We start from the raw sequence: 12,874 nt of genomic DNA on the forward strand, positions 1-12,874 counted from the left end.
ATTTTTTTTATTTTAAATGTAAAATAATCTTGAAAAAATAATACCTTAGAATATGAAATTGAACACTGCAGAATTGAAATCCTACTTAGTTATAGCTCTGGGATTAGCGATTTATAGTTTTGGTTGGACTGCTTTTTTAATTCCATCAAAGGTCATTGGTGGAGGGGTTAGTGGTATAGGAACTTTAATCTTTTATGGTTCTGGTGAGACCATTCCTGTTGGATTATCTTATTTGATTATTAACTGTTTTTTAATAATAATAGCTTTAAAAATCCTTGGACCTAAATTTGGTGGTAAAACGATTTATGGTATTCTATTGAGTTCTTTTTTCCTTAGTATACTGCAAGGTTTCTTTTCTGAACCTTTCGTTGATGATAAATTTATGGCTGCAATTATTGGTGGTATATTAAGTGGTGTTGGAATTGGCATTACGATTTCACAGGGAGCAAGCACTGGAGGAACTGATACAATAGCCATGATTGTAAATAAATATAAGAATATCAGTCCAGGACGTGTCATGTTTTATATTGATGTCTTTGTTATTGCATCTTCTTATTTTGTTTTTGGTGATGTAACGAGTATCGTATATGGTTATGTTAGTATGGGGGTTGCTTCTTATGCTATCGATATGGTTATAAGTGGGAATAAACAATCAGCACAAATGTTTATTGTTACTAAAGATTATGCAAAAGTGGCCGACGAAATTGGCTTACATACCAGTAGAGGAATCTCTGTTTTCGATGCTCAGGGATGGTATTCAAAGGAAAATAAAAAGATATTAATGGTTGTTGTTCGTAAACATGAAACACCAGTGGTTTTCAGAATAGTGAAACAGCATGATCCTGATGCATTTATTTCTATGGGTTCCGTGATGGGGGTTTATGGTTTTGGTTTCGATGAAATTCGTGCCTAAGAAAATTCTTACTAACTTTGAGCCCGTAAATAAGCCCAGGTTTGGGAGAAAAATTTTAAAATCATATAATGGTAAGTAATGTGAATTTTACCGAGCAATTCAAGTCTTATTTTATTATTGCTTTAGGACTTTTTATTGGTTCGGTTGGCTGGACAGGTTTCTTAATTCCATCTGAAATTGTTGGAGGTGGGGTTACAGGTATAGCAACTATTATTTATTTTATAACAGGATTTAAAGTAGGTTACTCTGTATTTATTATAAATGGATTACTACTTGTAATGGCTATGAGGGTCTTAGGTTTTGGATTTGGTGTTAAAACTATTTTTGCAACTTTTGTCCTTTCTTTTTTCTTGTGGTTTCTGCAGTCTGTAATTACTGAACCTTTGGTAAGTGATAGATTCATGTGTGCTATAATTGGGGGTATAATGGCTGGTGCTAGTGCTGGTATTATATTGTCTCAAGGTGGTAGTACAGGTGGTACCGATATCATTGCCATGATAATTAATAAATATCGAAATTATAGTCCTGGTCAATTACTTTTAACTCTGGATTTACTTATTATATCATCTTCATATTTTCTTTCAAATTCTATCGAGCAAGTTGTTTATGGTTTTGTAGCCATGGGTGTGAGTGCTTATTGTGTCGATATGGTGATTGAGGGAAGTAAACAATCTGTTCAGATTTTTATTTTTACCAAGAAGTATGATGAGATGAGAGAAGAGATTATTTATGATCTAAGTCAAGGAATGACCGAGCTTCAAGCCAAAGGGGGTTATTCTCAAGAGGATGTAAAGGTATTTGTACTTTTAGCAAAGAAAAAAGATGCTCAAGCGATTCTTAAAATGGTGAAAATTGTAGATCCAGATGCTTTTATTTCAATGGGATCAGTAATGGGAGTCTACGGACAAGGGTTCGATAAAATAAAATAAAATATTGTTGATTATTTCTTAAGAAGCAAATTAGAAAGTTTAATAATGTTAAAAATTGCCGGGTGTAGATCATTCTATACCCGGCAATTTGTATCCACATATATAATACGTTAACTTCGGCAACGAAGTCAGCTAGAAGAAAACAAGTGTAAATTGTATGGGTTGATTTTTTGTAGATATCCAACCAAATTTTAATTTTTGAAGCTTAAATTGTTTTATGAAGCGTTTTCTAAAAGTTCAATACCTAATTTTTCCAATTCTGATTTTTGTTGTTTTATATTTTTTTAATAATAGAACAAGTTTAGACTTGACCGAAACTGATAAGGCTAAACCAGTATTAATTGATTCAGTTCAGAATCAGGAGGTCAATTACAAGTATGGGTTTTCTATAGATGATTTTCAGCTTGAAGAATTTAAGATAAAACGCAACCAAACACTTTCTGTTATATTGAGTAAACAGGGAGTCTCTTCGAAGCTTATTTATGATATTTCTCAAAAAGCAAAAAAAGTTTTTAATGTTAGAAAGATAAAATCAGGAAGAAAATATGCTATGCTTTATACTAAGGATAGTTTAAAAACTGCTGAATATTTTATTTACGAGAATACACCAAAAGAATATATTGTATTTGATTTGACTGATACAATTCAAGTTTACAAAGGGCAGAAGGAAATTACAAAAGTTCGCAAACAGATTAGTGGAACAATTACATCTTCATTGTGGAATGCTATGCTAGAGTCTAATGCAGATCCACTCCTTTCGATGGAATTATCTGATATTTATGCATGGACAATCGATTTTTTTGGCATTGGAAAAGGAGATGAATTTCATGTTATATACGACGAAGAAATGATTGAAGGAGAATCTATTCATCAGATTAAAGTTATAGCTGCAAACTTTGTTCATCGTAAATCAAATAATTATGCATTTGCTTACACTGATGGGGAAAAGGAGGGTTATTTTGATGAAGATGGAAATAGCTTACAAAAAGCATTTTTGAAGGCTCCTTTACACTATTCCCGTATAAGCTCTAGGTTTTCAAATAGACGTTTCCATCCTGTTCTTAAACGTTATCGTGCTCATCATGGTATCGATTATGCTGCACCAACAGGTACTCCAGTTATGACTATTGGTGATGGTGTTGTGGTAAAAAAAGGATATCAAAAAAGAGGTGGAGGGCGTTATCTTAAAATCAAGCATAATTCGGTTTATACGACAACCTATATGCATTTTTCTCGATTTGGAAAACATGTGGGTGTTGGTTCTAGGGTAAAACAAGGACAAGTGATTGGTTATGTTGGAGCAAGTGGTTTGGCTACAGGACCTCATTTAGATTTTAGAGTACATAAAAACGGGGTCGCAATTAATCCTCTTAAAATGAAATCGCCTCCAGTTGCACCAGTTTCAGAGCAAAATATTGCAGATTACAATAAAGTAAAAGATCATTTATTGATGGAGCTAGATGGTGGTGTTAAAAAAGTTCAAGATGAATTGGTTTTTGATTCAACCTTCCAGAGGTTAGAATAATCTTATATATAATAGGTGTAATAGATAAAATGGGAGCAAGTTTAAAACTTGCTCCCATTTTTGATATATAACAATGAGCTTTTTTAAAGCTGATTTAAATAACTTGCAATAGCACGAGGAAAATATTCGTATTCTAATTTGTGGATTTCATTAGCAAGATCTTCGGCTGTGTCATTTTTATTTATCTGACATTTAGTTTGAAGAATTGTTTTTCCATCATCGTATTTTTCATTCACAAGGTGAATTGTAATACCACTTTCTTTTTCCTTATTGTTGATAACTGCATTGTGAACATTCATACCATACATACCTTTCCCACCATAATTTGGAAGAAGAGCAGGATGAATATTAACTATTCGATTAGGGAAAGCTTGAATAAGAGAATGAGGTGCTAGCCATAAAAAGCCTGCTAATACAACAAGGTCAATCTGCATTTCTACTAATAGATCAACTATAGTATCGGTTTCGTAAAAATCTTTACGAGTGAATGATTGACTTGGAATATTTAATTTTTTTGCTCTTTCGAGAACGAAGGCATCTTTTTTATTACTGAGAATAATAGAAATTTCAACATCAGAATTTGATTCGAAATAGTTTACAATGTTTTCAGCATTACTTCCTGATCCAGAAGCTAAAATGGCTATTTTTTTCATACTTGTTGTTTCGTATTTATTGTCGGCAAAGTTAATTAATAAATAAATTTATATTCTTCTGTTTTTCTTCATTTTTAATAAATATCCTGCTTTTTCAGTATATTTATGTGTTTTATCTATTATTCAGATGTCTAGATGTTTAGCTTTACTAACAAGAAATTTGGATAGCATATTACATGTTTCTTTCTACATCCTTATCATTCAGATTATCAAGTAGAAAGGCTGGATAGGGGTTAATTTAATGGTAAATCCTTTCACATGAGAAATAAAAAGGATTACCTTTGCGTCCAGCTATGTGGAAATAAGTTTGATTTTTATCGTAACTTTATTTCTCTGCAGAGTTAGAAATTTATTAGTTTTTTAAATATTAATCTAAAATTTTAAAGTTATGTCTGATATTGCATCTAGAGTAAAAGCAATCATTGTTGACAAATTAGGTGTTGATGAAACTGAAGTTGCTATCGAAGCTAGCTTCACTAATGACCTAGGAGCTGATTCATTGGATACAGTTGAGTTAATCATGGAATTCGAAAAGGAATTTAATATTGCTATTCCAGACGATCAAGCAGAAAATATCGGAACTGTTGGTGCCGCTATTTCTTATATCGAAGAAAACGCTAAGTAATTAATTAACCCAGAACTTTTTTTATGGAACTTAAAAGAGTAGTAGTAACTGGTCTTGGAACCATTAACCCAATTGGTAACAGTGTTGCTGAATATTGGGAAAGTTTGAAGAATGGAGTAAGTGGAGCTGACATGATTCGTCAGTTCGATGCTTCAAAATTCAAAACTAGGTTTGCTTGCGAGGTTAAAAATTATGATCCTACGGCTTATTTCAACCGCAAAGAAGTTCGTAAACTTGATCTTTATGCACAGTATGCTTTAGTTGCTGCTAAAGAGGCTGTTGAAGATGCAGGTTTTGATTTAGAAGCGGAAGATTTAACAAGAGCCGGAGTAATTTGGGGTTCTGGAATTGGTGGTATTAAGAGTTTTTTAGATGAAGCTATAGGATATGCAAACGGGGATGGAACTCCTCGTTTCTCTCCTTTCTTTATTCCAAAGATGATTTCTAATATTGCTTCTGGTCATATCTCAATGAAATATGGCTTCCAAGGACCTAACTATAGTACTGTTTCTGCATGTGCTTCATCAACTCACGCTATGATTGATGCAATGAACTATATCCGTTTGGGTAAAGCTGATGTCTTTATATCAGGTGGTTCAGAAGCTGCAATTAATGAAGCGGGACTAGGTGGTTTTAGTTCAATGCAGGCAATTTCAACTAATAATGAAGAATGCAAATCTGCATCTCGACCATTTTGTAAAACCCGTGATGGTTTTGTAATGGGAGAAGGAGCTGGTGCTCTTGTTCTTGAAGAATATGAACACGCTAAAGCTCGTGGTGCTAAGATTTATGCTGAAATTGTTGGTGGCGGAATGTCTGGTGATGCTTATCACTTGACTGCTACACATCCTGAAGGACGTGGTGCTATTAGTGCAATTAAAATGGCATTGCAAGATGCTAATATGCAACCTGAAGATCTTGACTATGTCAATGTTCATGGAACATCTACTCCAGTAGGAGATATTCCTGAATTGAGAGCCGTTCAAGCTGTATTAGGTGAGCATGCATACAAAGTGAACATTAGTTCTACAAAATCAATGACAGGTCACCTTTTGGGAGCTGCTGGTGCTATTGAAGCTATTGCTAGTATTCTAGCAATTAATAATTCTCTTGTACCACCAACTATCAATCACAGGGAACAAGATCCTGAAATTGATCCAAAATTAAACTTGACTCTACACACTGCTCAAGAGCGCCCTGTCAGAGCTGCTTTAAGCAATACGTTTGGTTTTGGTGGACACAATGCTTCAGTGATTTTCAAATCTTTTACTGAATAATTTGTGATTAAATCTATTATTCGATCCATAAAACTTCGATTCTTTCCTAAGAGGGAGTTTTATGGATTGTTTTTTGATCTATTAGGCTTTAGTCCTAATAAAATTGAATTGTACGAACTAGCGTTTTTACATAAATCAGCATCTATTCCCAGTGAGGATGGACTTCCTATGAATAATGAGCGATTAGAGTTCTTAGGAGATGCCATTTTAGGATCGATTACTGCTGATATTCTATACAAATACTTTCCCAATAAGAATGAGGGTTTTCTTACTCAAATTCGTTCGAAAATTGTAAGTCGCGAATCTTTAAATAAATTGGCTATTACAATTGGGTTGGATAAACAAGTTATGTCGAATGTTAACCTGAATAACAACAAGCATATTTATGGTGATGCATTTGAAGCTCTAATAGGAGCTATATTTCTTGATCAGGGATATATTGTTACTAAAACTTTTGTCGAGGATAAGATCTTTCGTAATCACATCAATATTGAAGAAGTGGTTTCTGTTGAAACAAACTTTAAGAGTAAGCTCATAGAGTGGTCTCAAAAAAATAAGAAAGATGTCGTTTTTGATACTCGAGAAAATGGATTAGATAAGGTGATGAAATTACCGGTATTTATTTCTGAAGTTGAGATTGAGAAAAATTTGATGGGAAAAGGTATTGGTGCATCTAAAAAGGAAGCTCAGCAGATGGCTGCAAAAGAAGCTTTACAGCATCTTGACGAACCTTTGGTAGCTACAGCCTAGTTGTAGTTAATTGTATTCTGCTCGCAGAGCAAAAGAGGATGATAGTTAGCTATCATCCTCTTTTGGGTTTTATGAATCAGAAAATTTGTTTTTGCTTAGATATTTTATTCTTAATCTGTTTGTTTCCCATCTTTTGGGGAGAACTCTATTTTATATTGATCTGATTCGAATTCATTTTGATAGTTACGTCTTTCAAAATGATGACTCAATTTTTGAGCAAGACACTTAAGCTTTTATTAAAAGGGTATGAAAACTTTAATTCTTGGCAAAGAAAAACCCTTCAAGAAATTGAAGGGTTTAAATTATATTTTAATAAAATGAAGCTGAATTAATCTAGTTTAAGAACAGCTAAGAAGGCTTTTTGTGGAACTTCCACATTACCCACTTGTTTCATCTTTTTCTTACCTTTTTTCTGTTTTTCAAGTAGTTTACGCTTACGAGTAATATCTCCACCATAACATTTTGCGGTTACATCTTTACGAACGGCTTTTACAGTTTCTCTAGAGATTATTTTAGCTCCAATAGCCCCTTGTATAGCAATATCGAATTGCTGACGTGGAATAAGCTCTTTTAGCTTCTCACACATTCTTCGTCCGAATGATTGAGCATTGTCGAAATGGATTAAAGTAGATAGTGCATCAACACCTTCACCATTAAGAAGAATATCAAGTTTTACTAGTTTGGCTGCTCTAAATCCAATTTGGAAGTAGTCAAATGAAGCATAACCTTTTGAAATACTCTTAAGCTTATCGTAAAAATCGAATACAATCTCACCCAAAGGCATCTCGTAAGTTAATTCAACACGATCGCTTGTTAGGTATTGCTGATTGGTCATCATACCTCTTTTGCTCATGCAAAGGGTCATTAACGAGCCAATAAATTCAGATTTTGTGATGATTTGAGCACGAATAAAAGGTTCTTCGATAAATTCCAGTGAATTTGGGTCTGGCATATCCGAAGGGTTGTGCATTTCATACACGTCACCCTTTTTTGTATGTGCTATATAGGATACATTGGGAACAGTAGTAATCACGTTCATATTGAACTCGCGATCTAAACGTTCTTGAACAATTTCCATATGTAAAAGGCCAAGGAAACCACATCGGAAACCAAAACCAAGTGCTAAAGATGATTCTGGTTCAAAAGTAAGAGAAGCATCATTTAGTTTTAATTTTTCCATCGAAGCACGCAGGTCTTCGTAATCTTCACTATCGATAGGATAAACACCTGCAAATACCATTGGTTTCACTTCTTCGAAACCTTCAATAGCTTTTTCGCAAGGATTAATTTTATTTGTAATGGTTTCACCGACTTTAACCTCTGTCGATGTTTTTATGCCCAATACAATGTACCCAACATCTCCCGTATTTAATATCTTTCGAGGTTCACGTTCCAAACGTAATACACCAACTTCATCAGCAATATATTCCTTATCGGTATTTAGAAACTTTACGGGATCGCCTTTTCGTATTTCACCATTCATTACTCTTATGTAGGTAATAATACCACGAAAGGCATTGTATGTAGAATCGAAGATCAAAGCTTGTAAAGGAGCTTTGTTATCGCCACTAGGAGCAGGAACTTTAGCTACAATAGCTTTTAAAATATCAGGAACACCTTCTCCTGTTTTACCACTAGCTAATATAATTTCGTCTCTATCACAACCCAAAAGATCAACAATTTGATCTGCTACATCTTCCGGATTGGCATTTGGTAAGTCAATTTTATTGAGGACAGGGATAATTTCCAAGTTTTGCTCAATTGCTAAATACAGATTGGAGATTGTTTGAGCCTGTATTCCTTGAGTAGAGTCAACAATTAATAAGGCGCCTTCGCATGCTGCAATAGATCTTGATACCTCATACGAAAAATCGACGTGTCCTGGGGTGTCAATTAGGTTTAGTACATAGTTTTCACCATTTTCAGCATAGTCCATCTGAATGGCATGACTCTTAATGGTGATACCACGTTCTCGTTCCAAATCCATATCATCAAGTACTTGAGCTTGCTGTTGGCGTTCGCTAACAGTTTCAGTTACTTGTAATAATCGATCGGCAAGTGTACTTTTCCCGTGGTCGATATGGGCAATTATGCAAAAATTACGAATATTCTTCATCTTCAAAATCAAATTAGATAATGCTTGAAATTCCACCGATTTTCAACTTAGTCAACTTCATTACGGCGCTTCTCAATCAATCTACAAAGATATTCAATTCCTTGGATTAGACAAAGTGTGTAAGATGTTTATAACAAAGGGAGTACGGATTGTGATAATGGAATTTAAAGTTTTGGAAGAGATATTCTTAATTTAATTGATTTTAATTTCATTTTAAATTGAAGTATTGAGTTTAACTTTTTAGCTAAAACAACACAGAGCCAGAATTTATTTTATTAAAGTTTTAATGGTTTTTATTAATGCAAATAAGCAAATGCATGTGCCTATTATGAGTAACAAATAGGAGTAATATTTAATTTTTGAATAAAATTTGAGTAGTATACCTAGTACTGTAATACCGAAACCCAAAATTGAATATAATTGTGCCTTTTTTAATTCCTTTTCCTTCATTTATCATTCTTTTTACCAACATGAAACAACACGTTCTATTCCCTTAATTCCTTATTTAGACAAAAAGTAACCCAAGAAATATCTGTTTTATATGAATAGATAGTTTTTGTTGATGAACGACTATGTATACCTGACTATAATTCTGTGATGCCTATAAATAAAGGCTTTTTATTTGTTTTCGATTACATATTTAGATTTTTTTTCAAGTTAAATGGAGGGTAAAAGATGTCTCATACGGTATATGTGTAAGAGAGGAAAATTAAGTTGCCTTTTAGATTAAAATGAGTTTAATACATAAAACCTATAATTATGAAAAGTTTATTATTCATTTTATTAATTGGAGTCGGATTTATATTCACAGCATGTGATAAATAGGATGATAGTGTAAAGTTAATTAGTGAAGATGAGATTTGCATAAATGATATGGCTTTGGTTGTTGATTCTGAAGTTACCATATCGAATATTACGATTTAGGATGATTAAGAGAGTGAAATGTTTTAACTGGAATAGAGTACTGTGAAATTTGGTGTTTATGCTTACCCTTTGGGAAACTTAAATGAGCTTTATACAAGATGGCGTTGTTATGAAGATGATATGGGACTAGGAGTACCTATATTAATTATCAATGAGAAAACGACACCTTTTTCAGTGAGGCTATTTCTTAAAGTTGAATTTTGATATGTATCAAAAGTAATAATTTGTATTTTTGGAATTATGAAAAAATACAAATTTCAAAGTGTCGATAATATTTCATATGCTTTAATTAATATAGGAATATTTACGTCACCTATAGTCATTTGCCCTATTCTGGTGTTATTAAAGGTAGCAAGCAACCAATTGTTATCAATTCTTCTTTCTTTTCCTGTACTTATTTTAGGTCTTATTTTTTACAAACAATTAATACAAATCAAAGAACAAAAAACAGAAATAGACGATGAAGGGTTTGGATATTTAAATCAAAGAAAACACTCATGGGATATGGTCAAATGGTATCGGATCGATCATAATAAAGCCAGAACAATTTAAACAATAGTAATTGCATTGAAAAATGCTAAGAAAGTGAGATTTACTTTTTATAAGAAAACCAAAGAAGAGAATGATTGGGAAATATTAGAGCCGACTTAATTAAAATGATTGATATGAATTGTCCAGTATTGAGTTCATATTATGATTCTAAATATTGGGATAAATTAATACTAACTTTGATACTAATCGAAATCATTATTTTTATTTTGTGGTTAAGTTGGGACCTTAATAATTCAGTCGCGGTACCAATATTAGTTAGTATGCTTTATGGAGTATTAATTTTTTCGCTTAAGGTTTATTCCGATAGAAGGAGAATAGCGAAAAGGAATAAATTAAAATTGAAGAATCTAAGTGATCGGATAAGTTAATAATGCTTCAGAAATAAACTACTAATTCTAATAGAAGGGGTGGTTTCAATTATTTATAATTGACCCGACTAAGCAATTAATTCACTATCCTCACAACCTAGTATTCCTCTGCTTTGGTTAACAATTATGTGTTTGAATGGAGATAACTCCATTTTAAATAACCTCAATTAAAATAAATCATCTTTAAAATTAGATTTATTTCGATCTTAAATAATATTATAATATGCTGTCAGAAGAAATACCTTCAAAACAAGACTTTAAGTTGTTTAGGTGTCTTTTATTACTGATAGCTTCGTAAGAAACTTCTTGTTTTGTTGAAATCTGATTTTCGAGTTTTGATTTAAAAGCGACCATTTCTTCGTTGCTAATAAATTGCTCAATCATTTTTAAACCCTTATTTATATCTTGACCTAGAATAACAGAAAGTTCATCTAGTATCATTTTATTAAGAGATTTTTTTTGACTTAAGTTTATTGAATCAGATTCAATCCCATTTGTTAAATCAAGTTTGTCGAATTTTATTACATTTGATCGCATATCCTATATTGCTAACTGTATTAATTTGAAAACGATATAAAAGTAACACATAGCTTAGGCTTTGAAAAAACGTTTTTGTTTATATTCTCGAAGTTCAAAAGTTTAGTTATGTTTTAAATAACTTGTTTATAAGTTAGATACAGAAAAAAAAACTACTATGTCTAAGCATCAAATAGAACCCTTATTCCAACTTATTAAATCGATGACTAAGTCGGAAAAGAGAAATTTTAAACTTTACGCCAATCGAATAGGAAGTGGAAAGGAGAGTAAATTTATTCAAGTTTTCGATTCTATCGATAAAATGGAAATTTACAAGGAAGAACTTATCTTTAAACGAGCTAAGGATATTAAGCTATCTCAACTTCCGAACTTAAAAGCTCACCTTTATAAGCAACTTTTAACAAGTTTGAGGTTGACACAGGTAAACCATGATGTTACGATAAATATTCGTGAGCAAATTGATCATGCCAAGGTCTTATATAATAAAGGTTTGTATCAACAGAGCTTGAAAATGCTAGAAAAGAGTAAGGCTTTAACTCAAAAATATGAGCGCCAATTGCTTAATCTTGAGATTGTTGAGTTTGAGAAACTTATTGAATCTCAGTATGTGACTAAGAGTATTAAGACTAGAGCTGATGAAATTACTGCAGAATCAGTAGGACTTAATCACGAAATGGGTGGAATCATTTATTTCTCAAATATGTCGATCCGTTTGTATGCTTTATATCTTAAGGTTGGGTATGCAAGAGACGATAAGGATCTTTTGATGGTTAGTGAATTTTTTAATTCCAATATTCAATCGGTGGATATGACTAAGCTAAGCTTTTACGAAAAGCTTTATCTCTATCAATCCTATGTTTGGTATTACTTAATTATTCAGGACTTTTTAATGTGCTATAAATATGCTCAAAAATGGGTCGACTTATTTCAGCAGAATCCTGATCTAATTTCAAGTCAATGTGATTTATATCTTAAAGCGCTTAATAATGTATTGGTCGCTTTATTTTATACCAATCATCTTAGTAAGTTTAAGAATAACCTAGAGCTTCTTATGGGGCTAGAGAACGAGGAGTATGTGAGCGTAAATACCAATCTTTCAATTCTGCAAAAACAGTTTTCTTATATGCATCAAATAAACCTGTATTTTATGGAGGGTAGGTTTAAAGATGGTACGGCTCTTGTTCCTCAAATTGAAAGTTTTATTGAAGAAAATAAATACAGTTTAGATAAGCATCGAAACTTAGTTTTTTATTACAAGATAGCCTGTCTTTATTTTGGATGCGGAGAATACCGAGAAGCAATTCAGTTTTTAAACAAAATTATTGAGCAAAAAGATACGTCTTTAAGGACAGATATTCATTGTTTTGCACGTATTCTGAATTTGATTAGTCATTATGAATTGGAACACACCGACCATCTCGATTATCAAATTAGATCGACCTATCGTTTCTTGGTTAAAATGGAAGATTTACAGGAAGTTCAGAAGTATATCTTGCGTTTTATTAGACGATTAAGTGGCATTCGTCCAGATCAGTTAAAAGAGGAGTTTATTAAATCGAGAAGTGACTTGATGCAATGGGTAAATGATCCTTTTGAAAAGAGAGCTTTTCTTTATCTTGATATCATATCGTGGTTGGATTCTAAAATTGAGAAGCGACCTGTTCAAGATGTAATTATGGAAAAAGCTAGAACAAATAAATAAACA

General features: G+C 32.6%; 11 protein-coding genes. 8 read left to right on the forward strand and 3 right to left on the reverse strand.

All coding sequences use genetic code 11. The features are described 5' to 3' along the window. The first annotated feature begins 52 nt into the window (after positions 1 to 52). The 3 genes from EMN46_RS14630 (at position 53) to EMN46_RS14640 (ending at position 3,367) form a co-directional block, all read left to right on the forward strand. Entirely contained in the window at positions 53 to 913 is an 861-nt protein-coding gene (locus EMN46_RS14630) for a YitT family protein (RefSeq protein ID WP_154201563.1), read from the forward strand. A 68-nt stretch (positions 914 to 981) separates the two neighbouring features. After that, positions 982 to 1,842 carry a YitT family protein gene (locus tag EMN46_RS14635; protein WP_154201564.1) on the forward strand — a complete coding sequence of 287 codons (861 nt, stop codon included), beginning with the start codon at positions 982 to 984 and terminating at the stop codon, positions 1,840 to 1,842. Positions 1,843 to 2,059: 217 nt separating this feature from the next. Beyond that, positions 2,060 to 3,367 carry a peptidoglycan DD-metalloendopeptidase family protein gene (locus EMN46_RS14640; RefSeq protein WP_154201565.1) on the forward strand — a complete coding sequence of 436 codons (1,308 nt, stop codon included), beginning with the start codon at positions 2,060 to 2,062 and terminating at the stop codon, positions 3,365 to 3,367. A gap of 83 nt (positions 3,368 to 3,450) precedes the next feature. Here EMN46_RS14640 and purN read toward each other — a convergent pair whose 3' ends face one another. Further along, complete coding sequence (purN, locus tag EMN46_RS14645) at positions 3,451 to 4,020, reverse strand: phosphoribosylglycinamide formyltransferase (protein WP_154201566.1); 570 nt, start codon at positions 4,018 to 4,020, stop codon at positions 3,451 to 3,453. Between the two features lie 388 nt (positions 4,021 to 4,408). Here purN and EMN46_RS14650 point away from each other — a divergent pair, with 388 nt between their 5' ends. Genes EMN46_RS14650 through rnc form a run of 3 tightly spaced genes read left to right on the forward strand, consistent with a single transcriptional unit; the run spans position 4,409 to position 6,672 of the window. Further along, positions 4,409 to 4,645: an acyl carrier protein gene (locus tag EMN46_RS14650; protein ID WP_125030722.1), complete on the forward strand. Its 237-nt coding sequence runs from the start codon at positions 4,409 to 4,411 to the stop codon at positions 4,643 to 4,645. Between the two features lie 23 nt (positions 4,646 to 4,668). Continuing rightward, positions 4,669 to 5,922 (forward strand): beta-ketoacyl-ACP synthase II, encoded by a 1,254-nt coding sequence (gene fabF, locus EMN46_RS14655; protein WP_154201567.1) that lies wholly within the window; start codon positions 4,669 to 4,671, stop codon positions 5,920 to 5,922. Between the two features lie 3 nt (positions 5,923 to 5,925). Next, positions 5,926 to 6,672: a ribonuclease III gene (rnc, locus tag EMN46_RS14660; protein WP_368667552.1), complete on the forward strand. Its 747-nt coding sequence runs from the start codon at positions 5,926 to 5,928 to the stop codon at positions 6,670 to 6,672. Between the two features lie 328 nt (positions 6,673 to 7,000). Here rnc and lepA read toward each other — a convergent pair whose 3' ends face one another. After that, on the reverse strand, positions 7,001 to 8,788 hold the full coding sequence (gene lepA / locus EMN46_RS14665) for a translation elongation factor 4 (protein ID WP_154201568.1): 1,788 nt from the start codon (positions 8,786 to 8,788) through the stop codon (positions 7,001 to 7,003). A 1,164-nt stretch (positions 8,789 to 9,952) separates the two neighbouring features. Between lepA and EMN46_RS14670 the strand changes: the two genes are divergently transcribed. After that, complete coding sequence (locus EMN46_RS14670) at positions 9,953 to 10,264, forward strand: hypothetical protein (RefSeq protein WP_154201569.1); 312 nt, start codon at positions 9,953 to 9,955, stop codon at positions 10,262 to 10,264. Between the two features lie 584 nt (positions 10,265 to 10,848). On the opposite strand, the gene EMN46_RS14675 is transcribed toward EMN46_RS14670, so the two are convergent. Continuing rightward, entirely contained in the window at positions 10,849 to 11,169 is a 321-nt protein-coding gene (locus EMN46_RS14675; protein WP_154201570.1) for a hypothetical protein, read from the reverse strand. Positions 11,170 to 11,326: 157 nt separating this feature from the next. Between EMN46_RS14675 and EMN46_RS14680 the strand changes: the two genes are divergently transcribed. Beyond that, positions 11,327 to 12,871, forward strand: coding sequence for a hypothetical protein (locus EMN46_RS14680; RefSeq protein ID WP_154201571.1), 1,545 nt, complete (start codon positions 11,327 to 11,329; stop codon positions 12,869 to 12,871). Positions 12,872 to 12,874 lie beyond the last annotated feature (3 nt).

The organism is Ancylomarina sp. 16SWW S1-10-2 (assembly GCF_009669305.1).
Taxonomy (GTDB): domain Bacteria; phylum Bacteroidota; class Bacteroidia; order Bacteroidales; family Marinifilaceae; genus Ancylomarina.

What these genes read in the sequence shown, in the direction of transcription:
- EMN46_RS14635 (WP_154201564.1), top strand. Translation starts at nt 982, where the DNA reads ATGGTAAGTAATGTGAATTTTACCGAGCAATTCAAGTCTTATTTTATT.
- EMN46_RS14650 (WP_125030722.1), top strand. Translation starts at nt 4,409, where the DNA reads ATGTCTGATATTGCATCTAGAGTAAAAGCAATCATTGTTGACAAATTA.
- EMN46_RS14670 (WP_154201569.1), top strand. Translation starts at nt 9,953, where the DNA reads ATGAAAAAATACAAATTTCAAAGTGTCGATAATATTTCATATGCTTTA.
- EMN46_RS14630 (WP_154201563.1), top strand. Translation starts at nt 53, where the DNA reads ATGAAATTGAACACTGCAGAATTGAAATCCTACTTAGTTATAGCTCTG.
- lepA (WP_154201568.1), bottom strand. Translation starts at nt 8,788, where the DNA reads ATGAAGAATATTCGTAATTTTTGCATAATTGCCCATATCGACCACGGG.
- EMN46_RS14680 (WP_154201571.1), top strand. Translation starts at nt 11,327, where the DNA reads ATGTCTAAGCATCAAATAGAACCCTTATTCCAACTTATTAAATCGATG.
- EMN46_RS14675 (WP_154201570.1), bottom strand. Translation starts at nt 11,169, where the DNA reads ATGCGATCAAATGTAATAAAATTCGACAAACTTGATTTAACAAATGGG.
- purN (WP_154201566.1), bottom strand. Translation starts at nt 4,020, where the DNA reads ATGAAAAAAATAGCCATTTTAGCTTCTGGATCAGGAAGTAATGCTGAA.
- fabF (WP_154201567.1), top strand. Translation starts at nt 4,669, where the DNA reads ATGGAACTTAAAAGAGTAGTAGTAACTGGTCTTGGAACCATTAACCCA.
- EMN46_RS14640 (WP_154201565.1), top strand. Translation starts at nt 2,060, where the DNA reads ATGAAGCGTTTTCTAAAAGTTCAATACCTAATTTTTCCAATTCTGATT.